This window comes from Bacillus sp. L75 (assembly GCF_003676355.1).
GTDB lineage: Bacteria > Bacillota > Bacilli > Bacillales > Bacillaceae > Bacillus > Bacillus velezensis.
In genome coordinates this window covers 111,358-136,173 of the sequence record NZ_ML064901.1, presented here as the reverse complement: position 1 = coordinate 136,173, position 24,816 = coordinate 111,358, and the positions used below count along the sequence as shown (strand labels likewise).

Below are 24,816 nucleotides of genomic sequence, written 5' to 3'. Positions count from 1 at the left end.
CTGATCAGATGGTTAAGAAAAATTATATATCGTATAAACACTGTTCTTTTTGAATGTTTTCTCTCATGCGAATCGCTTTTTCATAAAAATACGCCGCTTCTTTATATTGCTCATGTGCGCTCGTGTAAACGGCGGCCTCTAAGGCGAAATCTTCAATATACACATACAGCGATTTTTCATTCATATAGTCAAACACTTCATGGATTAAATCCATATTGAGTGACTCCAAATAAAGCGCTTGTAAAAACTTATACTTCTCTAAACTGAATCGGTCGCCCCGTTCTTTCGCGATCATAACCCCTCTTTCATAATAGGTAAGGGCCGCTTGGTCATCACGCAGCCTGAAAAGGGTGTGCGTTAAGCTGAACAGCGCCTTCGGAAGCTGTTCAAGCTGATGCTCTTCAAAAACGGGAACCGCTTTTCTAAAGTACCGGGCCGCTTCATCCAGATCCCGCTTTTCAGAATAACAATTCCCCAGATTGTAAAGCGAAGACCCGATCAGGCGGGGCTGTCCTTCAAGCAAAGAAAGGCGGAGGGCTTCGTCTAAATGCTCAAGCGCTTTGTCGTAGTTTTTGCAGTCGATGTAGTTTCCTGAGATGACGAAATGGCATTGAATTCTCCGCACTCTGTAGAAATCGTGTTTCATATACGTATCCAGCGCCTGAATCCCGTGATTCATGGAAAAATGAGTCTGCTTCATGACATAAAACACTTCAGACATCTTGAAATGGAATTCCGCCCTCTCTATATCATCCTCGACAAATGAAAGGAGTTTTTCCGCTTTCCGGTAAAAAGAAATAGCCGCAACATAGTTATTGTGATCGAATTCATACATCCCTCTGAACAAATGGAAATAATACTCAGACAGTCCCGATATGCTGTCCGTGCTTTCGATCGTCTTTTGCAGCTCGCTGTACTGAATCTGTGATTGTTCGGTGCATTCCGGCTTGACGTAATCAAGCATAATATGATGGCGGTAGCTGATCAGCTGATAATATAACAGCAGCAGCTGGTCTTCCTCCATACGTTGTATATCCTCATCAATTTCCTCTTTCAGCTTTATGGCATCAGCCGCTTGAAACGCTAAAATGTGCTTGTACCATTTGTTGATCTTAACTCCAACTTGAGATGACGGAATCTCGTATGCGGTCATGCCCCTTTCACAACCTTTTCTAATTTCTATTGGTTATATTTTAACATATTGTATGGCTTTGGAATTGCATAACTTGATTGTCCTGCATCAAAATTCCTATCATATATTTCGGCTGTCACCGGTATTTTTTGAACAGACCGCTCTCATATTGTGAATAAAAAAGCCTGCCCTTGTCCGGGCAAGCTTTTCTTCATCCGCCTATATAAGACATTTCCACTTTCTTTTTCCCATCCGTTTTAGAAAGCGCGCGGTCAATTGAATACTGATCCGTGCGATTTCTCCAGACAGAAGCGATGGATTCCGTCAATTCATCATCGTTCAGACCGCCGCGCACGAGTTTCCGAACATCATAGCCGCTTGACGCAAACAGGCACGTAAACAGCTCTCCTCTCGCCGACAGGCGCGCTCTGTTGCAGGAGGCGCAGAATGCATCCGAGACGGAGGAAATCACGCCGATTTCGCCGGAACCGTCAAGATAGCGGAACCTGGAAGCGACCTCTCCTTTATAATTCGCTTCTATCGGCTCCGTCGGCATGTGCTGGTTGATCAGATCAATAATCTCCGCCTTCGTGATCACGTCTTTTTTATTCCATTGATTCGTATTGCCTACATCCATAAATTCAATAAACCGGAGAATATGACCCTTTTCTTTAAAATAGCGGGCCATCGGCAGGATATCTTTTTCATTGACGCCCTTTTGAACAACCATGTTGATTTTCACACCGAGTCCGGCCGCTTTTGCCGCCTCAATGCCCTCAAGCACCTTGTTCACCGAAACCCCGCGGCCGTTAATGGCCTTAAACCGCTCATCCTCTAAAGAATCGAGGCTGACTGTCACGCGATGCAGCCCCGCCTGCTTCAGTTTTTCCGCATACACGGGAAGCAGAGAGCCGTTTGTCGTCATCGCGATATCTTTAAGTCCGGGGATGCGCGCAAGTTTTTTGATCAATTCAGGCATATCTTTTCTCATGAGCGGCTCTCCGCCCGTCAGCCTGATTTTTTCAACGCCGAAGCGGCCGACAAACAGCTTCGCAAGCCGCTCAAGCTCCTCGAAGGAGAGCAATTCCGTCTTTTGTAAAAATGGATAATCCGGTCCGAATAATTCGGCTGGCATACAGTACGTGCATCTGAAGTTGCAGCGGTCGGTTACAGAGATACGAAGATCCCTGAGCGGCCTTTCCCTTTTGTCTGTCACCCGGCGCGTTTCTGTATTCATAAGCCCAAGACCCCTTTCTATTGTTCAACCCGTTCAGGATGTGTGTATACGTTAAATGATCCGTTTCTGACAAAACCTATCGCGGTTATGTTCAGCTCTTCCGCCATTTGCAGCGCGAGCTCCGTCGGCGCCGATTTTGAAATGACAATCGACACGCCGATTTTTGCGGCTTTTAATAAAACCTCTGAGGAAATCCGGCCGCTGAAGACGATCAGCTTGTCACGGACCGGCATTCCGTTTTTCAAACAGCAGCCGTACAGCTTATCCAGCGCGTTGTGGCGCCCGATGTCCGTCCTCATGAAGAGCAGCTTTTCCGTATCGCACAGCGCCGCATTATGGACGCCGCCCGTTTCCTGGAAGGTGCCGCTTCCTCTTTGCATCTCCTTCATCAGGCGAAGGCACGTCTCAGGAGTTATAGTGATACGGCTGACGGCGGTTTTGGCCGTTTTCACATCCTGCTGAAAGTAAAAATGGCGGCCTTTCCCGCAGCATGAACCGATGACCCTCTTCGTATAGTCTTTTTGCTCAAGCACTCCGGGATTCGTCAGTTCAACATATGCAAACCCGAGACTTTCATCTATAGTAAAGCTTTTGATTTCTTTTTCAAAACGAATGACGCCTTCTGATGCGAGAAATCCGATGACGAGTTCCTCTAAATGGTCAGGCGTGCAGACGAGCGTAACAAATTCCTGCCCGTTCACCATGACGGTCAGCGGATACTCTGAAACCATCCGATCTGCCGTCTTTGTTAATACCCCTTTTTCATAGCGGTATATGTCTCTTACCGCTGTTGTTTTTTCATCCACTGTTTTCCCCTCCGCAGTATCCTTCTCTTTTATTCTTCCACAATCCCTGTATTTTGTCGAATTTGCGGTTTAAAAAAAGAGCCCTCTTAGGACTCTATGTTTCATTGCGATGATGTCTGCTCAGAATGGTGAATAAAATAACTGCGGCGATAATGGCCAATATACTGACGAATATGAAGGCGGCAAGCTTCAGAAAAATTCCCATCAGAACAAAAACGACTGCCGCCAGCACTAATATAATGCCTGCTCCTTTTAACAACAGCGTTCATCTCCTTTTATCCGTATCATTCCCGCGGTTCCGTTTTCTAAACAAAAAAGACGCCGCGCGGGCGTCCTTTTTTAACCTATTCTTTTGCTAAATCCTTTGCAGCGTCTTCCCAAGCCTGTTTGAACTCGTCCGCGCTGTCAGCTGAGACATATGTGCCGCCTCCCGCTTCCGCCGCTTTTTCAAGGCTTTCGCTTCCTTTCATGCCGAAGTTGAAGCCGATGATATTGACGATCGTGTTGACGTTCGCTTTACGGAGCTTTTGAATTTCGGCCTGAGGATTACCGCCGCATGTTTCTTCACCGTCTGTGATCAGATATACGACGTTTTTCCCTGTGGCGCCGGCCCGCTCAAATTCTTCACGCGTATCAGAAAGCGCTTTCGCAATCGGTGTCCAGCCGGTCGGTTTAATCTTGCTGAGTGATTGCTCAAATGGAGTCACGGCGTACGGCTGAAGGCCGTATAACGTTTCTGTCGCATTACATGATACGGCTTTGCCTGAGTTTTTATTATTGCCCTTATGCCCGAATACCCGAAGCATCAGATTCGTGTCTTCAGGAAGAACTTCCGCAAAAGAAGTGACAGACTCTTTCGCAACATCTATTTTACGCTCTCCCCCTGTTTTTTGTATCATGCTTCCGCTTGCATCAAACAGCACAGCAATGTTTGTTTCTTCGTGCTTTTTCTCAGCTGCAAAAACAGGTGATCCGAGTGAAAGCGTCAAAAGTCCGACAATCCCCGCAGTGAACATTTTTTTCATTTCCTTCATTCCTCTCCGTTTGTTTTTGGCCGATGGGCCCCCGGCTCTTCTCTATGCTAGATGACGTGTATGCAAAAAGATATAGGGCGGGATTCCTTTTGTATAAGCGGCTGTACGCCGTTAAAAATGAACAGAATTATGCGCATCATCCTAAAAAGATTGGATAAATGATGACAGATTTAATGCCTTTTTCGCCCTTTTTGTAATATAAGTCCGGAATCTGATTCTTTTTACAGTTTTCTCTTCATCTTTTCTTGAAATTTTTGTTAAATAAAAATAAAAAAAAGGGCCGATAAACGGCACCTTTTCTTATTCCGCTAATGAACTCGCTGCCATTGTAAAGATGCGGTTCATATCCTTTTGGCTGTGAGCTTCGTAATATTTTCCTCCGCCCGCTTTGGCAATCTCGTGAAGCTGGCCGTTGAAGCCTTCCTTAAAGTCAAAGCCGATCACGTTGACTTTAATATGCTGTTTGCGAAGTTCTTTCGCTGTCTTAACAGGATCTCCTCCGCATGTCTCCTCGCCGTCCGTCAACAGGAAAACGGATTTACTGCCAAGTTTGTGCAAACCGGTAAAGGAAGCCTTCGCATCCTCTAATGCTTTTGCAATCGGTGTCCAGCCCGTAGGCCCGATTCCGTTAAGAGAGTTAAGGAAGCTCTGTCTGTCAAACCTTTGGAATCCGTACACACCGCGAATGGATTCACAAGATTGAACCTTTCCGGAGTTTTTATTATTGCCTTCCGAACCGAAAACTGTCATTCTGACCTGTGATTTAGATTTAATTTGATCCGCAAAACGGACAATTTCTTCTTTTGCCATGTTGTATTTAGAAACACCGTCAATCCGTTTTGCCATACTGCCGCTCGCATCAAGTAAAATGGCGGTATTGTTTTTAAATGAAAGAGTCTTCTCGTTTGCATTCTCGGCAGCAAAAGCAGGAGATGCAGCAGTCAGCATCAATCCGAGCATGAGTATGAGTGAAAATGTTTTTTTCATTGCTTTTTCCCCTTTTCAATAGATTTACGTTCAACGCCGAACAATATTTATCGTAAATGAGATGAAAAGGGAAATAAATAGGACGGCGTTCCTCATTATTTTTGCGTATATTCACATAGAAGCGGCATTTTTATCAGTGATTTACACCCGGCGCTCAGCCTTCAATCGACATTTGTCAGCCTTTAGGCTTTCGTTATATGAGTCTGTTGGTTGCTTTACCGTTTATGGAATAGTTTTCAAAAAAACAGACGCTCATGAAAGCGTCTATTTTTTCGCCATATATTTGTTTAAAAATGAATCTGCTTCGGAAATGTCCACTCCCTGATAATAATGCTTGACGATGTCCGCCACTGATTTTCCCTGCTCCGCCATGTAATTGGCCCCGTACTGGCTCATGCCGACGCCGTGGCCGAATCCTTTTGTCGTAATGGTGATGCTGCTGCCGTTTCGTTTCCATTCAAAGTCGGCAGAACGGAGTCCGAGTTTTTCCCGGATGTCTCTTCCCTTCAGCTTTTTGCCGTTGATGACGGCCGTTGCCACTTGATGGCCCGGCGTTCTGGCTGTAATCTGTCCCACCGTGTTTTGTCCTGAGAGCTGTACGCCGAGCTTTTGCTGAAACTCCGGCACACTGAAGGTCTGGGTGGCAAGATATTTCGGCGATTGCTTATCCCACGGACTTTTCACGCTTTTTAAATAAGGAATGGCGCTTGTCCAATAGGCTTCCGCATTTTCCGTATACCCGTTGCTCGTAGAGAAGAAAGATGCCTCAATCGGCTTGTTATCGTACGTTAAAATCTTTCCTTGCGTGCCAGCCACCGCGTTTGTGATTTTCTTGAGGTTGTGTGCGTACTTAGAACCCCATTCTTTTTTCAGCTGGCTTTTGCTTTGATAGACTTGGAACATTTGCGTATCATCCACCAGTGATCCTTTCGGCGCCTGAACGGCTGAATCAGCGACCATCAGTCTGACGATGAATGTACGGGCGGCGAGCGCCTGGGCTTTTAAGGCCTCCGGTTTAAAATCTGCGGGCATTTCGGAAGCCACGACACCGATCACGTACTCTTCAAGCGGAATGTTTTCTACAGAATGATTGGATGTCCGATAAACCGGAATGGATACAGGTGATTCTTTCAATGTTTCTGCTCCTTTTGTTTCTCGTGTGGTGTGTGCTGTTTTGTGTCCGGGCTCTCTGTTTACGGCTGCTCCTTTTTCTGCCTGAAACGGAAGGACGAGAATGGTGGGGACTAGAAGAATAAGTATACACAGCCCGGATAGTAGAAATACAATCGGTTTCATATATCAGCTGCCTCCTGCTTGGGATTCGACTCTACTTCATCTTATGGGCAGGGACAAGCTAATATGACTTCCTTTTGGACAGAATCTTTGTTCCATTTTTCACGCGAAAAACGTATTCTTTTTTGGAAATCAGAGCATAATAATGATGATAAACCATAAAAAAACAGTATGCCAGATTGACATACTGTTTTTACAGCCATTATGCGTTTAGGTCAGTTACGACTTCTTTGCTTTCTTGTTCAGCGGCCGTTTCATCAACGACACGCTCGATGTCAGCGCCGAGAGCCGCAAGTTTTTGATGGAAATTCACATAACCGCGATCCAAGTGCTTCAGTTCCGTGACGCGTGTATGACCTTCAGCCACTAATCCCGCAAGAATCAGCGCCGCGCCCGCACGCAGGTCCGTAGCGGCAACTTCTGCGCCTTGCAGCTGTACAGGACCGTTAATGATCACAGAACGTCCTTCAATTTTAATGTCGCCATTCATCCGGCGGAATTCTTCAGCATGCATAAAACGGTTTTCAAACACAGTTTCAGTAATCATGCTTGTTCCGCTCGCACGGAGAAGCAGCGCCATCATTTGCGACTGCATATCAGTCGGGAATCCTGGGTGAGGCATCGTTTTAATGTCGATCGGCTTCAGCTGGGCAGGACCGATGACACGAAGGCCTTCTCCTTCATCCGTAATTTTGACTCCCATTTCTTCCATCTTCGCAATTAAAGACGTAAGATGCTCAGGAACCGCACCTTTCACTAATACATTTCCTTCCGTGATAGCCGCAGCCACCATGAAAGTACCCGCTTCAATACGGTCAGGAATGATGTTGTGTCTTACGCCGTGAAGCTTCTCGACACCTTCAATTTTAATGGTGCCTGTGCCGGCTCCGCGGATTTTTCCGCCCATCGCATTGATATAGTTCGCTAAGTCAACGATTTCAGGCTCTTTTGCCACGTTTTCAAGCGTTGTTGTTCCTTCAGCTAAAGCAGCTGCCATAATCAAGTTTTCTGTCGCACCCACACTTGGGAAATCTAAATAGATTTTTGCGCCCTGCAGACGGCCTTCCACTTCTGCTTCAATAAAGCCGTTGCCTACTTTGATTTTTGCACCCATTGCTTCAAAGCCTTTTAAATGCTGATCAATCGGTCTTGAGCCGATTGCGCAGCCGCCCGGAAGCGCTACTCTTGAATGACCCGTACGGGCTAACAGAGGGCCCATAACAAGCACTGACGCGCGCATTTTGCGCACATATTCAAAAGGTGCTTCTGTTTCTAAAGCGTAAGAAGCGTTTACGGTAACTTCATTATTCTCAAAATGCACATCTGCTCCTAAATGACGCAACACTTCATTAATTGTATATACATCGGAGAGCGTAGGTACATCACATATTACGCTTTTTTCTTCACTTGCTAATAAAGATGCAGCGATAACTGGTAAAACGGCATTTTTTGCTCCTTCAACTTTCACTGTGCCGTTTAACTTCTGACCGCCGCGGACGATGATTTTTTCCAAGGTATTCCCCTCCGCGTCCCTATATTCTCTATATTAATATTCAGTCGTCACGATTGGTGTGCCAACCGTAACGGTATGTTTTTCGCCCATTCCCGCACTTCTAAGCGCAACTTGCACATTCATCTTATGTTTCGATGTCATGATGTAATCTGTCCACTTATATGTAAATGCAGAAACAGAAACGAAATGAGGCTCAACTACATGTTCAACTGGACTTGCTTCAAATTCTTTCATGAGCTGTTCTGCTTTTTTTTGCAAAACAATACTCATATTATCATTTAAATGACCCTTAAGACAAGTAAAAATAAATACTTTATTTTGAAATATGTCATGTGCCTGCCGTTCAAACTGTTCATATGTATCATTCCAGTTTTCCGGTTGCTCCGGGCTCATTTGCTCATATAATAAATACGAAGTTGGGTTCTGGTTTTTGAGGGTAGTGACGAGCTGCAGTTTAAAAGTTGTGTGATTTTTTTTGTCAGAATACGTGCCGACGGTCTTTACGATTTTATCTTCCCGCGCGGATTCCCAATGATATTGCGGATACTGCGTCTTCAGTTCTTTTACCTTGTCATCAAATTCACTCAGTGACAGGTTCAGATTTTCTTTCGCATGAAGCGTCCATTCATCTACAGTGACCTGCTGCCGCTCCATTCCTTCGGCAATCTGGGCAAGCGGAGACAGCTCACTTGCATGAATGGAATGAAATACCGCTATTAAGGCGCTTAAAAAAACAAAAAATAAGATGATGCGGCCTGCTCTTTTTTTCTTCATATCGATCTCTCCCCCTTACTCCCATTTTTGCCGGAGCCGGGGAAAGCGATACATGGAAAACTTCGTCAAAACTCGCCAAGCGGGTGAAGAAAAATTGGTTTCTCACCCAGCGATTCCCTTCATTTCAACAGACGAAACATCTTAAAATAAGTATGGAAGCTGTTTCGAATAGGTAAGATAATCTAAAAAGAAGTTGGCGACTGCCGTACCGATCGCAATGGTAAGAAGAATGATCAGCAGCCTCGCCTGCACTATTTTTCCTTTTCGGATCAGCGGATCAAAGTTGACGGCCTGAAGCGCCCACCATGTCACCGCAATGCATACCAGGTGAACCAGGATGCTGATTGCGGCCTGCTGCCCCAATACATTCACAAATCCCATCTCCTTTCATTTTTTCCGCCCCTCATATCCTCTCTTATTATATAAGAAGAAGAGAGAAAGATGATCATTTTTACATCAGAATTTTTATCCAAAATTAGGGGCAATCCCCGCTTAAATGTCCGTTCTCCGGCATGATATACTTTTTTGGAAAGGAGATGGGAATATGAATCATTCCTTTTTTCATCCGGAAAAGCAGTATGGAGAAACACTTCCCGTATTTGACCACGAGTGGGAAGCGATAGCATTCTACTATGATTATAGACAGTCTCAAACAGAGGAACTGAAAGAATTATGTCAGTTTTTCAACATTTCTCTTGATTATTCACGCGGCAGCCTGCTGGAAGTGGAAGCTCTTTACTTCCGCAGCATACAAGAGCTGCTTTTGGCGGATTGGAACCTGCCGATTGACGAATTTGAGAAAATGCTCAGTGTGTATGTCATCGATTGCGCCATCAGACACCATGACGATGCCGAATGGGTCGTCAAACCTTATCCGTATACGGACGGCGCCTATACGACGGGTGTGCGGAGAGGAAACAAAACGTGGCACACCGACAACTGCTGCGAACATTTATATCTGCAAAAAGAAGAGGATCATCCGCTTATCGGCGTCTATGAATCTCTTATGCGTTAATATAGAAAAAGAATCCTTCTCAGACAGCCGAGAAGGATTCTTTTTTAGTTTCCTGCAACATCCAATCTGTTTACAGCCCGCTGTAGCGCAAGCTCAGCCCGACGAATGTCAGTATCATCTGATCGTTTGTTCAAACGGTCTTCCGCCCGCTTTTTCGCAGCAAGGGCGCGCTCTTTATCAATGCTTTCCGCTGTTTCAGCGGCTTGTGCAAGGATAGTGACCTGATCAGGACGGACTTCTAAAAATCCGCCGCTGACAGCCGCCAATTCGGTCTGTCCGTCTTTTTTAAGGCGGACAGCGCCGATTTTAAGCGGAGCCACGGTCGGAATATGGCCAGGCAAGATACCGAGATCACCGCTCTCGGCTCTTACACTTACCATTTCAATATCAGCATCATATACTGGGCCGTCGGGAGTAACGATATTGACTTTAACGGTCTTCATGCTTTTACCCTCCTAGGACCAGATTAAACTTCTACACCCATCTCTTTTGCATTCTCAATGACTTCTTCAATGCGTCCCACAAGACGGAATGCATCTTCCGGAAGATGGTCATATTTACCGGAAAGGATTTCTTTAAAGCCTCGTACCGTTTCTTTAACAGGCACGTAAGAACCCTTTTGTCCCGTAAACTGCTCAGCTACGTGGAAGTTTTGAGAAAGGAAGAACTGGATACGGCGTGCGCGGTGAACGACAAGCTTGTCTTCTTCACCTAATTCGTCCATACCGAGAATCGCGATAATATCCTGAAGTTCTTTGTAACGCTGAAGCGTTGACTGGACTTCACGCGCCACCGCATAATGCTCTTCTCCGACAATTTCCGGAGCAAGCGCGCGGGAAGTGGAAGCCAGCGGATCAACCGCAGGGTAGATACCCATTTCAGTTAATTTACGCTCAAGGTTAGTCGTCGCATCCAAGTGAGCGAACGTTGTCGCCGGAGCCGGGTCAGTATAGTCATCGGCAGGCACGTAGATCGCCTGGATAGATGTAACTGAACCAACGTTTGTAGACGTAATACGCTCTTGAAGCTGACCCATTTCTGTCGCAAGCGTCGGCTGATAACCAACCGCAGAAGGCATACGGCCGAGAAGCGCGGAAACCTCTGAACCCGCTTGTGTGAAACGGAAAATGTTATCGATAAAGAACAGTACGTCCTGTCCTTGTTTATCACGGAAATGCTCAGCCATTGTAAGACCCGTCAATGCTACACGCATACGTGCGCCCGGCGGCTCGTTCATTTGTCCGAAAACCATGGCTGTTTTCTTGATAACGCCTGAATCGCTCATTTCGTAGAAAAGGTCGTTCCCTTCACGAGTACGCTCTCCTACACCGGCGAATACGGAAATACCGCCGTGCTCTTGCGCGATGTTGTTGATTAATTCCTGGATTAATACGGTTTTACCTACGCCGGCGCCGCCGAACAATCCGATTTTACCGCCCTTGATGTAAGGAGCGAGCAGGTCAACAACCTTAATTCCCGTTTCAAGAATTTCAACCTCAGTTGAAAGCTCATCGAATGAAGGAGCTGATCTGTGGATCGGGTCCTTTTGAGCATCCGCAGGCAGCGGTTCATTTAAATCAATTTTATCTCCCAGTACGTTAAATACGCGTCCGAGAGTCACATCACCGACAGGAACGGAAATTGGCGCACCTGTATCAACAGCTTCCATTCCGCGCTGAATTCCGTCCGTAGATGCCATGGCAATTGTACGGACTGTATCATCGCCTAAATGAAGAGCAACCTCTAGCGTTAGGTCGATGCCTACTTCATTTTCGCCTGTAGCTGGCTGTGAAACTTTAATCGCATTATAAATCGCAGGCAAGTGGCCGTCCTCGAAACGTACGTCGACAACCGGTCCAAGCACCTGACTTACGCGTCCTTTCTTCATCGCTATCCCTCCTGACAAAATCTTTCTATTCTAAAGCGGCTGCACCGCCGACAATTTCGGTAATTTCTTGTGTAATCGCCGCTTGACGCGCGCGGTTATATGAAAGCGAAAGTGAATCAATGAGTTCTTTCGCATTATCAGTCGCATTTTTCATTGCTGTCATTCTCGCAGCGTGTTCACTTGCTTTACTGTCAAGAAGCGCGCCGTAAATTAAGCTTTCCGCATATTGAGGAAGCAGCACTTCGAGCACCTCTTCTTCATCCGGTTCGAACTCGTATGAAGCCGTGCGCTTCCCGCCGCTCGTTCCGAAATCCGTTAAAGGCAGCACTTTTTTCTCCGTCACTTCCTGTGAAATCGCACTGACGAAATGGTTATACACCAAATGCAGTTCATCAAAAGCGCCGTCGATAAACATTTGTACCGTCTGACGGGTCAAATCTTTAATCTGAGCAAAAGTGACCTCGTCGCCAAGCCCCACTAACTCAGACAAAATCGGCATTTCCCGTTTTTTGAAGAAATCGCGGCCGACTCTGCCGATTGCAATCACCGTGTATTCATCTTTAGACTGATGGCGTTCTTGAATGGTGCGGTAAGCGTTTCGCAAAACCGAACTGTTAAACGCACCCGCAAGCCCGCGGTCAGACGTAATGACGAGATACGCCGTCTTTTTCACTTCTCTTGAGACAAGCATCGGGTGTTTCGCGTTTTTCGCGCCTTTTCCGACGTTAAACACAACCTCCTGGATCTTATCCATATACGGAGCAAATGACTTCGCGTTGGTTTCCGCACGGTTCAGCTTCGCAGCGGATACCATCTGCATGGCTTTTGTAATCTGGCTTGTTTTTTTCGTTGACGTGATCCTTGACTTAATATCGCGTAATGAGGCCAAAGATTTCACCACCTTTATTCTTCATTTGCGTAAAAAGAGAGAAAAAGAGAACCTTTTTCTCTCATCTTCTAAGGGTTAGTTGCTTGGTGCAAATGTGCGTTTGAAACCTTCGATTGCAGCTTTGAAGTCTTCATCAGCAGGAAGGTTTCCTGTTTTCGCAATGCCGTCAAGCAGATCTTTATGGTTTTGATCAAGGTACATGTAGTACTCTTCTTCAAAACGTCTGATATCCGCAACCGGAATATCATCAAGATATCCTTTTGTCAGCGCATAAAGAATGGCTACCTGTTTTTCAACCGGAAGCGGTTTATTCAAGTCTTGCTTCAGCACTTCAACTGTACGCGCACCGCGGTTCAGTTTCGCCTGAGTCGCCTGGTCAAGATCAGATCCGAATTGGGCGAACGCTTCAAGTTCACGGTATGAAGCCAGGTCAAGACGCAATGTTCCCGCTACCTTTTTCATCGCTTTGATTTGGGCTGATCCGCCGACACGGGATACGGATAATCCGGCATTGATCGCAGGACGCACGCCTGAGAAGAATAGGTCGGATTGAAGGAAAATCTGTCCGTCAGTAATGGAAATGACGTTTGTCGGGATATAAGCGGAGATATCTCCTGCTTGTGTTTCGACGAACGGCAGCGCCGTAATTGATCCTGCGCCTTTTGCGTCACTCAGCTTGGCTGCGCGCTCAAGCAGACGGGAGTGAAGATAGAATACATCCCCGGGGAATGCTTCACGGCCCGGCGGACGGCGAAGAAGCAATGACAGCTCACGGTAAGCGGCCGCTTGTTTGGATAAATCATCATATACGACGAGAACGTGCTTGCCGTTGTACATGAATTCTTCACCCATTGTCACCCCTGCATACGGTGCAAGGTACAGAAGCGGAGCCGGCTGTGAAGCGGACGCTGTCACGACAATCGTGTAATCAAGCGCGCCATGCTTACGAAGTGTTTCCACCACGCCGCGCACTGTAGATTCTTTTTGACCGATCGCTACGTACACACAGATCATGTCTTGATCTTTTTGGTTTAAGATTGTATCAATCGCAACAGATGTTTTACCTGTCTGACGGTCACCGATAATCAGCTCACGCTGTCCGCGGCCGATCGGAATTAACGCGTCGATCGCTTTGATACCCGTTTGCAGCGGCTCATGTACCGATTTACGGTCCATTACGCCTGGAGCCTGGCTTTCGATCGGACGTGTTTTGCTTGTCAGAATCGGACCCAGTCCGTCTACCGGCTGTCCGAGCGGGTTGACGATACGTCCGATTAATTCTTCACCTACAGGAACTTCCATGATGCGGCCCGTTCTTTTGACCTCATCACCTTCACGGATATCTCTGTAAGGTCCTAAGATAACGATACCTACGTTGGATTCTTCAAGGTTTTGAGCCATACCCAAAACGCCGTTTGAAAACTCAACAAGTTCACCGGCCATACAATTGTCAAGGCCGTGCACACGCGCAATACCGTCTCCGACTTGGATGACTGTACCTACGTCATGAACTTCAATTTCAGATTGGTAATTTTGAATTTGCTGCTTTATCAGCGTGCTAATCTCTTCAGCTTTGATGCTCACTTAGGTTTCACCCCTTCTATCGATTTCCTCCGGCAAGTTGACGTTCCATGCGCTCAAGCTTTCCGCTTACGCTTCCGTCATAAATCCGGTTTCCAATGCGGACTTTAATGCCGCCTATTAAATCCGTCTGCACTTCATTTCTGATTCTGAGCGAAGCGATTCCGGCTTTTTTTGCAAACACTTGAGACAATGATAACATTTCCGCTTCTGACAGCGGTTTTACTGAATAAACAACCGCGTCCTCTGTCTGACGGGCCTGATTGGCAAGTTTGATAAACTCGTCTGTGAGATCAGGCACAATCGAAGACCGGCGGCGGTCAATCAGAAGAAAAATCGTATGCAGCACAGACTCAGACAGTGCGCCGAACGATTGCTGAATCAGCTCTTTTTTCTTAGCGGCCGATACCTTCGGATGGCTTAACACTTCCTGTAATCCGGCTTCGTTCCGGAACACTTCTTTTAGTACGGTAAGCTCTTCTTCGATTTCATTGATTTGAGAAGTCTCAACGGCAATGTCGAAAAGCGCTGACGCGTATCGTTTAGAGACAGCAGATCCACTCATCGGCTTTCTCCTACCTCTTTAAGATAGTCCTGAATCAGTTGTTCCTGGGCTTGTTCATCAAGCTCTTTTTCAATCACTTTCGATGCGATTAAGACAGAAAGTGATGCGACTTGCTCGCGAAGTGCGGAAACCGCTTGTTCTTTTTCTTTGACAATTTCGGTTCTCGCCGCTTCTTTCAATCTTTCAGACTCGGCGCGTGCAGCCTGGATAATGTCTTCCTTCTGCTTTTCACCCAGTTTTTTCGCATTTTCAATGAGTGATTGTGATTCCTGTTTCGCTTCTTTTAAAAGAACGCGCTGCTCTTCAATCAGCTTCTGCGCTTCTTTATTTCTTTCTTCAGCGGACGTAATTTCGCCGGCGATATGATCTTCACGCTGTTTCATTATATTTAATAGCGGTCCAAGAGCGAATTTCTTGAGAAGCGCTAATAAAACTAGCATAGCTAACAATTGGAATAGGATATCTCCGCCGTTAAACGACAGTCCTAATTCAAGAGGTAATTGAGACATCTACTACGGCAACTCCCTTCTGCAGGTTTTCTCTGCTGATAAAAAGCCGTTTTGGGACGGCCTGCTTATCAGACATAAAGCAATGGCGAAGGTTCTCTTAGAGTGATCTTCGCCATTTTTAGTTCATATAAGGCTTTTTTGCTTAGCCAAAGAACGCTAAGAACGCGATAACGACAGCGATAATCGGAAGGGCCTCAACCAATGCGATACCCATGAACATAAGAGTTCTAAGTTCTTTTCCTGCTTCCGGCTGACGGGCGATTCCCTCTACCGTACGTGAAACGATCAGACCGTTACCAATACCTGCACCAAGTGCACCTAAACCGATTGCAATTGCAGCTGCTATTAAATTCATGAAAAAGTTCCTCCTTTAAAATGTTATCCGAATGGATATATGATTTTAATGATCATGACTGATTTTGTGTGACATGTACACCATCGTCAGCATCGTAAAGATAAATGCCTGGATGGTACCGATGAACAAGCTGAATGCCTGCCATGCAAGCATCGGAATAATGGCTCCGACTGTGCCGACCAAACCGAGAAAGAAACTGTTTGAGTAGAAATTCGTCGCCAGATTCGCAAGCAGGCCAAGAAGAATTTCCCCGGCGAAAATGTTACCGTAAAGACGAAGTCCGAGTGTCAGCGTATTCGCAAACTCCTCAATGATCTTCATCGGGAACATAAGCGGAACCGGTCTGAGGTAATCCTTAGAATATTCCTTCAAACCTTTCATCTTCACGCCGTAATAGTGCGTTAACGACACAACCATAACGGCTAGAGTCAGAGTAATAGCCGGATCGGCCGTCGGTGATTTCCACCAAAGCTCGTGTCCGACCGTTACAGAAAACGGCAGCCCTAGCATATTTGATACAAATATGTACATCAGCAAGGTTACACCAAGCGCCAAGAAGTTAGCCCCTGTTTTTAAATCCATTGTACTGCCTATAATATTGCGGACAAAATCAACAATCCATTCCATGAAGTTCTGGGCTTTTCCCGGACGGATGGACAGCGTTCTCGTAGTGAGAATCGCAATCAGCAGCACAATCACACTTGCCACAGTAATCATCAGAATGTTTGTCAGATTAAAAGTAAGACCAAACAAATCAATAGTTCTGTAATCGTGATTCAATGGGTTTTCACCTCTCTTCCATTGATGAACGTTTGAGCTGAATAATGGAATCTATCATAATGACGGGATAAATTGTCATTAATCCAATAATCACACTTGCCACACTGACTTTATCGGGATATTTAAAGGCGACAGCCATCGCAAGTATCGCATTGCACCAACGCGCTGCGCTCCCGAGTGATCGTATGGACTTTCCTTTCGCCACGGCCTTGTCAAAAGCATTCATTCTTCTGGTCAAGAGCCACAAATTAAACAAACTGAAAACAGTTCCCAAAAAGAGGCCTAAAAAAACAGTTTTATACGCCGTAAGACCATATCCCAGCAAATAGATTGCTAAGATTACAAATACATATCTCCGTTGTCTGCTGAATGTAAGATTGGGATCGTCCATCAACTATCTGTCTCCTGATGAAAATGTAATATAATTCCTGGATACGGCAAAACATGCGGTTAACCCTTGCAGAAGGCCTTTTTTGTCCGCAAAACGGCCTGTTCGAAAAAACCACTCATCCTCCTGATGCCACGGGATGCTGTTTCATTCGCTTAGATAAATCCTCATATAACGGGTTTTTTGGAGGATTTAAAATGAGGATGGATACTAGAAATGAAAGGAATGAAAACCTTCTCATAATACCCTCGTTTAGCATACAATAGCCCCTAACATGTGTCAATCTGTTTAAAGTTAAAAAACTTTTTATACCGAAAGCATACACAGAATGTTCACAAATTCACCTATAAATGTATGAAGTCTGCCCATTCAGCAAATATCTGGATAAAAAAAGAAAACCCCCTGAATGAGGTTTTCCGATTTATTTGGTTCCGTACAGTCTGTCACCCGCGTCACCGAGGCCCGGAACGATATAGCCTTTTTCATTCAGTTTTTCATCAAGGGCTGCGATGTAAATATCAACGTCAGAATGATGTTTCTGCAGCTCTTCCACGCCTTCCGGAGCCGCTACAAGACACATAAAACGAATGTTTCTCGCGCCGCGCTTTTTCAGGCTGTTTATCGCTTCCACCGCAGAACCTCCCGTAGCAAGCATCGGATCCACGACAATAAATTCGCGTTCTTCTACATCAGAAGGAAGCTTGACATAGTATTCCACCGGTTTTAAGGTTTCCGGATCACGGTATAATCCGACATGTCCCACTTTAGCGGCCGGGATTAATTTCAGCATGCCGTCAACCATTCCGAGACCCGCTCTCAGGATCGGCACGATACCGAGTTTCTTCCCTGAAATCACTTTGGAAGTCGCTGTTTGAACAGGTGTTTTCACTTCCACTTCTTTAAGAGGAAGATCACGTGTAATTTCAAACGCCATCAGTGACGCGACTTCGTCCACAAGGTCTCTGAAATCCTTTGTGCCTGTATTTTCATTCCGAATATATGTCAGCTTATGCTGGATTAAAGGATGATCAAATACGTAAACCTTTCCCATACTGTGTTCAGCTCCTTTTTTGTTGTCCGAGTGACTTTTTCACACTTCTATTGATTCTACAGAAAAAGACAAACAGTTTCAAGAAAATCATAAAAAAACCCGCCGGATTAAGGTTCCGGCGGGTTTCTTCCTTATTAATAGCCTAGTTCTTTATATAAAGGAAACTTTTCAGTCAAGGCAGATACGCGCTGTCTCGCTTCTTCAAGTTTTGCTTCGTCTTCATGATGTTTCAGCGCGAGGCCGATGATGGCGCCGACTTCTTCAAGCGCGTCACCGTCAAAGCCGCGGCTTGTCACAGCTGCCGTACCGAGACGGATTCCGCTTGTGACGAACGGTTTTTCCGGATCGTAAGGGATCGCGTTTTTATTAGATGTAATGCCGATTTCATCAAGAACGTGTTCAGCGACTTTTCCGGTCAGTCCGAGAGAACGGAGGTCGACAAGCACAAGGTGGTTATCCGTTCCGCCTGATACGAGCTGAATGCCCTCTTTGTTCAGAGACTCAGCCAGGCGCTTCGCGTTCGAGATGACGTTTTGCGCATATGTTTTGAAATCATCTTCAAGCACTTCTCCGAAAGAAACGGCTTTGGCCGCGATGACATGCATAAGCGGTCCGCCTTGGATTCCCGGGAAAATGGATTTATCAATCTTTTTGCCGAACTCTTCACGGCAAAGGATCATTCCTCCGCGGGGTCCGCGAAGTGTTTTGTGAGTCGTTGTCGTTACAAAGTCAGCGTAAGGAACCGGATTCGGATGAAGACCGGCTGCGACAAGACCCGCGATATGCGCCATGTCTACCATGAAGTAAGCGCCGACTTCATCAGCGATTTCGCGGAATTTTTTAAAGTCGATCGTGCGGGGGTACGCGCTCGCTCCGGCAACGATGAGTTTCGGCTTATGCGCCAGCGCTTTTTCACGCACATCTTCATAATCTATATATTGCGTGTCTTTATCGACTCCGTATTCTACAAAGTTGTATTGAACGCCGCTGAAATTAACCGGGCTTCCGTGTGTTAAGTGGCCGCCGTGGGAGAGGTTCATCCCGAGCACCGTGTCGCCGTGCTCTAAAATCGTGAAGTAAACAGCCATGTTCGCTTGAGCGCCTGAGTGCGGCTGAACGTTTACATGCTCAGCTCCGAAAATCTCTTTCGCGCGGTCGCGGGCGATGTCCTCAACGACATCAACATGCTCACAGCCGCCGTAGTAGCGTTTGCCGGGGTAGCCTTCAGCATATTTGTTTGTTAAAACAGAGCCTTGCGCTTCCATTACCGCTTCCGTCACGAAGTTTTCAGAAGCAATTAATTCGATCTTAGTCTGTTGACGCTTACGCTCATCTTTGATGGCGTTAAACACTTGTTTGTCTTGTACAGGTAAATGTTTCATCAGCGAGATCCTCTCCTATCCGTTTCCTGTTCTTTATTTTTACCACCCTTATTGTACATGGTTTTTCAGGTGAATGTAACAGCTTATTTAAAAAAATCACAAAATTTAATTAGAAAACACGAACATTATACAGGAAAAGTATTTTCATCATTCGCATTCATAAACGGCGCGAATTCCGCCTATCAGCTTCGGCCTTGTCCGGGCCATCGTCACATGTGCTTCTCCAAGCTCACGGCTTGATATCCGGACAGGGACGGCAACGGGTTTCAGATGCATGCCGATGAACGTATCACCGATGTCAATCCCGGCGTCAGCCTGAATCGATTCAGCGAGCACGGGAGAACGCATCTGCCGGTATGCATAAGAGGCCATCGCTCCGCCCGCTTTCGGGACGGGGACGGCTGAAACAATGGGGAGCTTGAACCGCTCGGCCGTTTCCGCTTCAATGACAAGCGCCCTGTTTAAATGCTCGCAGCATTGAAAAGCAAGATGCACACCCGTTTTTTCCTTAAACCGGTTAAGTCCGCCGTATATCAATTCAGCCCAATCCCCGCTTCCGGCGGTGCCGATCCGGCTTCCGGCGGCTTCACTTGTACTGCACCCGATCACCAGCAGACTGCCTTCCGTCAGTCCTGCCTGCTCTTGAAACTCAGTCAGCATGTCCGTCCATTTTTGCTTCATCTCTTCCATTGTCCAGCACCTCTTACAGATTTTTTTCTTCGTAATCTGCGATTTTGCCGATCCGCCGTTCGTGGCGGCCGCCCGTAAATTCAGTCGTCAGCCAGACTTTTGCGATTTCGCGCGCCAGCCCCGGGCCGATGACGCGTTCGCCCATCGCAAGAACATTCGTGTCATTGTGTTCACGCGTCGCTTTTGCGCTGAAGGTGTCATGGGCAAGCGCACAGCGTATGCCCTTTACCTTATTTGCGGAGATGCTCATGCCGATGCCTGTGCCGCAAATTAAAATTCCCCTGTCAGCTTCGCCGTTCACCACTTTTTCCGCTACCGGAAAAGCGTAGTCTGAATAATCGACAGAGCCGGCGCCGCATTCACAGCCCATATCAATGTATTCAATCTGCAATTCATCCAAAAGACTTTTTATTTCTTCGCGGATATGGATGCCGCCGTGATCTGACGCAATAGCTACTTTCATTCATTTACCTCCTAGGTGTGGCTGGGCGAAGACAGCCCAGTGTGCTTGTCCTTTTTATTACGAAATCCGTTGATTTCATTCTACTCTTTCACATTCGTTTTGCAAATGACCTGTTTGCAGATTTTCTGACAGATTACTTGCTTTTTCCGTCAAGCAATTGATCAGTCAAAAGGGTCAGCAGCTCCTCCAGTTCGTCCCGCGTCTGTTTATAAACATCAAGCGGACCGCCGAACGGGTCAGAGATATCGCCGTTTTCCCCCGTTACGTATTCTTTAATGGTAAAGACTTTGCCCTGACTGTTTTGATATCGGCCTTCAATCAGCTGTTTGTGCTGTTCCGTCATCGCCAGCACCAGATCAGCCGTCTCGATATGTTCTTCCGATAAGGGAGATGAACTGTGATTGAGAGCGATCCGTTTTTCAAACAGCGCTTCCACGGCATGGGCTGACGCTTTTCCGTTCGGAGACGCGAATACGCCGGCCGAGCTTACGCTGACGTCCAGCCCTTTCGTTTCTGCAATGGATTTAAAAAGAGCCTCAGCCATAGGACTGCGGCACGTATTGCCTGTACATACAAAGATTATTTTCATGTCCGTCACCTCTTACTGCCTATTATAAATGAAGAAAAAAGAAACGGCATCTTCGTTTCTTTTTTTACGTATCTTATACCGGTAAAAGCAGTTTCAGCCCGAATCCGATCAAAATGGCTCCGCCGAGCGCTTCGCTGTACGAGCCGAGCCACGACTGCACCTTTCTTCCCGCCAAAAGGCCCGCCCATGTTAAAACGGTGCTGAAAACCCCGAACAGCGTAACGGCCAGAAACGGATTGGAACCGTTCATCCCGAGACTGAGCCCGACAGAAAAGCTGTCCAGACTGACACCGACCGCAAACAGCAACAGTCCCGAGCCTGCCGGAGATATGAGCGGCCCGTCTGATTGTTTAAACGCGGCGATGATCATCTGCACCCCTAAAATGAAAAGAAGAGATCCGCCGATGTAAACGGCGAGCATCCCCAGAAAACCGGACAGCAGATGCCCGGCCGCCATTCCCGCAAGCGGCATCATGACATGAAACAGCCCGATGACAACCCCTATATGAAAAATTTGTTTTTTCTTCAGCTGAATCATTCCCATTCCGAGCCCGACGGAAAAGGCATCCGTCCCTAAAGCAAATGCCATGATGCTTAAGGAGACAAGTTCCCCGATGAATAGATTCGACATGAAATAAAAACCCCCTTGGACGTGCCCGCTTGTTTAGCTTATGCATGTCCGATAAGGGGTAGAACAAGTTAATGGATAACGGTGCCGCCTGCGGCTTTCATCAGCCTGTTCATCACGGCGAGCCCCACTCCGGTATCCGGAAAGGACTCAGAAATAATCATGTCCACTTCCGCTTCATCAAAGCTGCGGAGCGCATCGTATAAGGCGGACGCCACTGTTTCAAGGTCGGCGCGTCTGCCGCAGACCTTGATATAATCAGCCTGGTAACTATCGGCGTTCTCTTCTGTTGTCAAAATGCCGATTCGTTTCCCCCGGCTTTTATATGCGTCTGCCAGTTCTTGAATTCTCCGGGCGCCGCCGTCGGCAATAGCCATCGGCGCAGAAGGCGCGTAATGTGTATATTTCATACCGGGAGAAATAGGAACCTCATCTTCTTCGGTCAGCCCTTTATCCACAAGAACCGAACCGGCGGCGGATTCAATCTGCTCTTTTGTCACGCCGCCCGGACGAAGCAGCACGGGCTGTTTCCCCGTACAGGACAGAACGGTTGATTCCACTCCGATTCCCGTGGCGCCGCCGTCCACAATACCGGCAATGCGGCCGTTTAAATCATGAGCTACATGCTCGGCCTTCGTCGGGCTCGGTTTTCCTGATAAATTGGCGCTCGGCGCGGCGATCGGCAGTCCGGCCGAGCTGATGAGGGCTAATGCTACCGGATGATCAGGCATTCTGACCGCTACCGTCTCAAGTCCCGCGGTGACACGGGGTGACAGCACACCGGGCTTACACGGCAGAACAAGGGTCAGCGCCCCCGGCCAGAATAGCTTCATAAGCTTTTTCGCCGTCTCAGGAATATGGCTGATAAAACGATCAAGCTGGCTGATATGGGATATATGCACAATCAGCGGGTTATCGCTCGGCCTTCCTTTCGCCTCATATATTTTCGTTACGGCTTCCGTATTTTCAGCGTTAGCGCCCAGTCCGTAAACGGTTTCTGTCGGAAAAGCCACAACCTCATTCTGCCGCAGCAATTCCGCGGCTTGTGTAATCTGGGGATCGGTTGTGGATAATTCTGCGGAACAATCCACAAACCATCTTCTTGTTTTCATGTAGAACCAAACTCCTTATTTTAAAGCGGTAAAACTTTATTTTCTCTCGTGTATTCCTTTTGAAAGTATAAAAGATGTCCTTTAATAAAACAAGTGTTATCCACAAACTGTGGACAACACTTTTTAATAAGTGGATAACCTTGTGTATAAGTTAGATCAGGCAGAGGTTTTCACCATTAAAAACGAACCTTCTGTGCATAACGAGTTGCGGAAATGTTCGGACGTATACAGTTCATCAGGCGCATCGGCGCACGCTTCAAATCCCATCACATTCAGAAACTCAGCAGATGAGGGCTGATTGGCGACTAAGTAGACATCTTGAATCTCATGTTTTTTGCACAGCACATCCATACTTTGAAACAGTGTAACGATATGGCTTTGATTCAGCCTGTCCGACATGACGAGTGAACGGAGAAGCCCTTTTCCGCCGCTGAATTTTTCGATCCCGAGACAGGCGGCAATCATTTTTTCGCTGTCTTCCAGTACGATAAACCGGCTGATCTGCTGATCGATTTCCGCATGTGCCGTATCAGCCTTTTTCAAAAAGGCCTCCAGCGCCTCCGTATCTTGATCTCTTGCCACTCTCAGCTGATAAAACATATATTTCCCTCCGTTTCGATCAACTCTTTCTTCCAATCTATGAATCGAATCCGGATTTATGCCTTTTACTTCAGGAAAATAGATCTGAAATCCAATCGACGAGGAAAAACTTCACTTCTGTATCATCGTCATCTTTATTTTCTTTCTTCGCTTTATCAGCCTTTGCTTTTACGTCATCCAGCACTTTTTTAGTCTGTTTCTGCGTTTCTTCCTGCTTCTGTCCGCCGTCTTCCTGATCTTTCACCGCTTCGCCGTTTGAGAAATCAAGGAAGCACAGCGGCGGAAACAAGACGCACCACCAGTTGGCGCCCTCGCCATTGCCGAGTGTAATTAAAATCGCTTCATATTTTCCGGCCGGATAGACCATATTGCCGTAGAGCTTTGTCGGAAACGAGATTTTATTGAATTGAACTGAAACGGACTGATGCGCACCCTTTTCTTTCATCGTTTGTTTGGCGATTTCTTTAATTTCAGGAAGCTTCGAACGAATGAGCCGCCGCGCTTCTTCAATGGAAGTGATATCTTTCACCCAGTCCGTGATTTGCTTGTTTACAGCATCTCTGATCTGGCGCTTGAGCTTTTGATCTTCATCGTTATCACTGTTGGCCAAAATTCTGAGCCGGATCGCTTCATCCGGTATGACGACGGGCTCATCGGCTGATGCCCGCGCCGTTTCTTCTTTTGTCAAACCCGCAAGCGCTCCTGATAATAAAAGAAAAATATATATGCAGATCATCATTGTCTGTTTCATCGGTCCCCACCGTTCCTCTCCGTGCTTTTTTTATCTAGTCCCATTATGGACATGACGGAAAAGGTTTAAACCGGCGGGAAGAAAAAAATCTAGCAAGCTGATAATCTGCATTGACAGATTCAAAATATGGTACGATATTATTTTGATAGGAGGTTTTCAGATGAAATATAATTACACCGTGCTGCTGTCGGCGGCATGTATGTCTGTCATTTATTCTATTTTGTATGTTCATCAATTCATTATCGCGGCTTTCATTTCGATGGCGTTTTATTTTTTGTTTCCTTATTTGATTTTTGCGCTGCCGCTTCAATACTTTCTGAATAAAAAGCCGAAGAGATTTCATCCGCTGTATTTTCTTTATTATTTAGGGGTGTCATTCATTGCAAACGGGATCATCTTCGGTCTTTTGCAGCCGTCAGGCCAATCTCTGTTTTCTAATTCAGCCTTTTATATCTTTGCGGTTTTAACAGCCGTCGTCTATTGGGTATGGGATTCCGTATTGCTGCAAAGACAAAATCCGGCTACAGAAGCGTAATCAGCAGACAGCCGGCTGAAGGGAGAGCGGCGCAAAAGAAAACGGCGGCCATCTTTAAACGGGCGTGCCGTCCTTCTTCTGTTTCAGAATGATAATTGGCCCGCTGCTCCGCTCCGCTTACGGCCAACCCGGAAACGATAATCGCTGTGACGATAAGAACAGCCGTAACGGCGCCGAAAATGATGTCAACACCAAACGGCAGAACAACCCCCGCCGCATAAGCTGCGGCGGCGAGTATACATCCGAAGGCGAACGCTTTTTTCAAGGCG

The 24,816-nt window shown here is 46.6% G+C and carries 31 protein-coding genes; 2 read left to right on the top strand and 29 right to left on the bottom strand.

Annotated elements, in window-relative coordinates; all coding sequences use genetic code 11:
* Positions 1–22: 22 nt before the first annotated feature.
* The 10 genes from D5S11_RS00735 to D5S11_RS00690 all read right to left on the bottom strand — a co-directional run bounded on the left by D5S11_RS00735 (position 23) and on the right by D5S11_RS00690 (position 9,148).
* Positions 23–1,153, bottom strand: a complete 1,131-nt coding sequence (locus D5S11_RS00735; protein WP_020956464.1) for a response regulator aspartate phosphatase — start codon at positions 1,151–1,153, stop codon at positions 23–25.
* A gap of 190 nt (positions 1,154–1,343) precedes the next feature.
* Positions 1,344–2,369: a GTP 3',8-cyclase MoaA gene (moaA, locus tag D5S11_RS00730; RefSeq protein WP_020956465.1), complete on the bottom strand. Its 1,026-nt coding sequence runs from the start codon at positions 2,367–2,369 to the stop codon at positions 1,344–1,346.
* A gap of 17 nt (positions 2,370–2,386) precedes the next feature.
* Complete coding sequence (gene fdhD / locus D5S11_RS00725; RefSeq protein WP_007407586.1) at positions 2,387–3,175, bottom strand: formate dehydrogenase accessory sulfurtransferase FdhD; 789 nt, start codon at positions 3,173–3,175, stop codon at positions 2,387–2,389.
* 94 nt (positions 3,176–3,269) lie between these two features.
* The gene (locus tag D5S11_RS19805) at positions 3,270–3,434 is read right to left on the bottom strand and encodes a hypothetical protein (protein WP_007407587.1); all 165 of its coding nucleotides are present in this window, start codon (positions 3,432–3,434) and stop codon (positions 3,270–3,272) included.
* 85 nt (positions 3,435–3,519) lie between these two features.
* Positions 3,520–4,200, bottom strand: coding sequence for a VWA domain-containing protein (locus D5S11_RS00720; protein WP_020956466.1), 681 nt, complete (start codon positions 4,198–4,200; stop codon positions 3,520–3,522).
* A gap of 309 nt (positions 4,201–4,509) precedes the next feature.
* Complete coding sequence (locus D5S11_RS00715) at positions 4,510–5,196, bottom strand: VWA domain-containing protein (protein ID WP_007407590.1); 687 nt, start codon at positions 5,194–5,196, stop codon at positions 4,510–4,512.
* A 264-nt stretch (positions 5,197–5,460) separates the two neighbouring features.
* On the bottom strand, positions 5,461–6,492 hold the full coding sequence (gene spoIID, locus D5S11_RS00705; RefSeq protein WP_007407591.1) for a stage II sporulation protein D: 1,032 nt from the start codon (positions 6,490–6,492) through the stop codon (positions 5,461–5,463).
* 199 nt (positions 6,493–6,691) lie between these two features.
* Entirely contained in the window at positions 6,692–8,002 is a 1,311-nt protein-coding gene (gene murA / locus D5S11_RS00700; protein WP_007614362.1) for a UDP-N-acetylglucosamine 1-carboxyvinyltransferase, read from the bottom strand.
* 33 nt (positions 8,003–8,035) lie between these two features.
* A complete protein-coding gene (locus D5S11_RS00695) occupies positions 8,036–8,776 on the bottom strand; it encodes a YwmB family TATA-box binding protein (RefSeq protein WP_007407593.1) in 741 nt (246 codons plus the stop codon).
* Positions 8,777–8,917: 141 nt separating this feature from the next.
* A complete protein-coding gene (locus D5S11_RS00690) occupies positions 8,918–9,148 on the bottom strand; it encodes a DUF1146 family protein (RefSeq protein ID WP_003151181.1) in 231 nt (76 codons plus the stop codon).
* 172 nt (positions 9,149–9,320) lie between these two features.
* On the opposite strand from D5S11_RS00690, the gene D5S11_RS00685 reads away from it, so the two are divergent.
* Entirely contained in the window at positions 9,321–9,791 is a 471-nt protein-coding gene (locus tag D5S11_RS00685; RefSeq protein ID WP_007407595.1) for a hypothetical protein, read from the top strand.
* 44 nt (positions 9,792–9,835) lie between these two features.
* Here D5S11_RS00685 and D5S11_RS00680 read toward each other — a convergent pair whose 3' ends face one another.
* The 18 genes from D5S11_RS00680 to spoIIR form a co-directional block, all read right to left on the bottom strand.
* Positions 9,836–10,234, bottom strand: coding sequence for a F0F1 ATP synthase subunit epsilon (locus D5S11_RS00680; RefSeq protein WP_003151176.1), 399 nt, complete (start codon positions 10,232–10,234; stop codon positions 9,836–9,838).
* A 23-nt stretch (positions 10,235–10,257) separates the two neighbouring features.
* Entirely contained in the window at positions 10,258–11,679 is a 1,422-nt protein-coding gene (gene atpD, locus D5S11_RS00675; protein WP_003151173.1) for a F0F1 ATP synthase subunit beta, read from the bottom strand.
* A 25-nt stretch (positions 11,680–11,704) separates the two neighbouring features.
* A complete protein-coding gene (atpG, locus tag D5S11_RS00670) occupies positions 11,705–12,568 on the bottom strand; it encodes an ATP synthase F1 subunit gamma (protein WP_003151172.1) in 864 nt (287 codons plus the stop codon).
* Positions 12,569–12,643: 75 nt separating this feature from the next.
* On the bottom strand, positions 12,644–14,152 hold the full coding sequence (gene atpA / locus D5S11_RS00665; RefSeq protein WP_003151170.1) for a F0F1 ATP synthase subunit alpha: 1,509 nt from the start codon (positions 14,150–14,152) through the stop codon (positions 12,644–12,646).
* A 16-nt stretch (positions 14,153–14,168) separates the two neighbouring features.
* The gene (locus D5S11_RS00660) at positions 14,169–14,714 is read right to left on the bottom strand and encodes a F0F1 ATP synthase subunit delta (RefSeq protein WP_003151169.1); all 546 of its coding nucleotides are present in this window, start codon (positions 14,712–14,714) and stop codon (positions 14,169–14,171) included.
* Positions 14,711–15,223 (bottom strand): F0F1 ATP synthase subunit B, encoded by a 513-nt coding sequence (gene atpF, locus D5S11_RS00655; protein WP_003151168.1) that lies wholly within the window; start codon positions 15,221–15,223, stop codon positions 14,711–14,713. The genes D5S11_RS00660 and atpF overlap by 4 nt, the downstream gene beginning before the upstream one ends.
* Before the next feature lie 142 nt (positions 15,224–15,365).
* Positions 15,366–15,578 carry a F0F1 ATP synthase subunit C gene (gene atpE / locus D5S11_RS00650; RefSeq protein ID WP_003151167.1) on the bottom strand — a complete coding sequence of 71 codons (213 nt, stop codon included), beginning with the start codon at positions 15,576–15,578 and terminating at the stop codon, positions 15,366–15,368.
* A gap of 45 nt (positions 15,579–15,623) precedes the next feature.
* On the bottom strand, positions 15,624–16,358 hold the full coding sequence (gene atpB / locus D5S11_RS00645; protein ID WP_003151158.1) for a F0F1 ATP synthase subunit A: 735 nt from the start codon (positions 16,356–16,358) through the stop codon (positions 15,624–15,626).
* Between the two features lie 7 nt (positions 16,359–16,365).
* Entirely contained in the window at positions 16,366–16,749 is a 384-nt protein-coding gene (atpI, locus tag D5S11_RS00640; protein WP_003151155.1) for an ATP synthase subunit I, read from the bottom strand.
* A gap of 418 nt (positions 16,750–17,167) precedes the next feature.
* Positions 17,168–17,797 carry a uracil phosphoribosyltransferase gene (upp, locus tag D5S11_RS00635; protein WP_003151154.1) on the bottom strand — a complete coding sequence of 210 codons (630 nt, stop codon included), beginning with the start codon at positions 17,795–17,797 and terminating at the stop codon, positions 17,168–17,170.
* 134 nt (positions 17,798–17,931) lie between these two features.
* Positions 17,932–19,179, bottom strand: a complete 1,248-nt coding sequence (gene glyA / locus D5S11_RS00630) for a serine hydroxymethyltransferase (RefSeq protein WP_015240756.1) — start codon at positions 19,177–19,179, stop codon at positions 17,932–17,934.
* Between the two features lie 147 nt (positions 19,180–19,326).
* Positions 19,327–19,869 (bottom strand): TIGR01440 family protein, encoded by a 543-nt coding sequence (locus D5S11_RS00625; RefSeq protein ID WP_108725262.1) that lies wholly within the window; start codon positions 19,867–19,869, stop codon positions 19,327–19,329.
* A gap of 13 nt (positions 19,870–19,882) precedes the next feature.
* Positions 19,883–20,332, bottom strand: coding sequence for a ribose 5-phosphate isomerase B (gene rpiB, locus D5S11_RS00620; RefSeq protein ID WP_020956468.1), 450 nt, complete (start codon positions 20,330–20,332; stop codon positions 19,883–19,885).
* Positions 20,333–20,465: 133 nt separating this feature from the next.
* Complete coding sequence (locus D5S11_RS00615) at positions 20,466–20,921, bottom strand: low molecular weight protein arginine phosphatase (protein WP_020956469.1); 456 nt, start codon at positions 20,919–20,921, stop codon at positions 20,466–20,468.
* Positions 20,922–20,994: 73 nt separating this feature from the next.
* Positions 20,995–21,552 carry a manganese efflux pump MntP gene (locus D5S11_RS00610; protein ID WP_007407601.1) on the bottom strand — a complete coding sequence of 186 codons (558 nt, stop codon included), beginning with the start codon at positions 21,550–21,552 and terminating at the stop codon, positions 20,995–20,997.
* 68 nt (positions 21,553–21,620) lie between these two features.
* Positions 21,621–22,661 (bottom strand): L-threonylcarbamoyladenylate synthase, encoded by a 1,041-nt coding sequence (locus D5S11_RS00605; protein ID WP_032867405.1) that lies wholly within the window; start codon positions 22,659–22,661, stop codon positions 21,621–21,623.
* A 156-nt stretch (positions 22,662–22,817) separates the two neighbouring features.
* Entirely contained in the window at positions 22,818–23,261 is a 444-nt protein-coding gene (locus D5S11_RS00600; protein WP_007407603.1) for a GNAT family N-acetyltransferase, read from the bottom strand.
* Positions 23,262–23,331: 70 nt separating this feature from the next.
* The gene (spoIIR, locus tag D5S11_RS00595; RefSeq protein WP_007407604.1) at positions 23,332–24,012 is read right to left on the bottom strand and encodes a stage II sporulation protein R; all 681 of its coding nucleotides are present in this window, start codon (positions 24,010–24,012) and stop codon (positions 23,332–23,334) included.
* A gap of 160 nt (positions 24,013–24,172) precedes the next feature.
* Between spoIIR and D5S11_RS00590 the strand changes: the two genes are divergently transcribed.
* Positions 24,173–24,547, top strand: coding sequence for a UPF0715 family protein (locus D5S11_RS00590; protein ID WP_003151143.1), 375 nt, complete (start codon positions 24,173–24,175; stop codon positions 24,545–24,547).
* Here D5S11_RS00590 and D5S11_RS00585 read toward each other — a convergent pair.
* Positions 24,534–24,812, bottom strand: a complete 279-nt coding sequence (locus D5S11_RS00585) for a DUF5316 family protein (protein WP_007407605.1) — start codon at positions 24,810–24,812, stop codon at positions 24,534–24,536. The genes D5S11_RS00590 and D5S11_RS00585 overlap by 14 nt on opposite strands.
* Between the last annotated feature and the right edge of the window lie 4 nt (positions 24,813–24,816).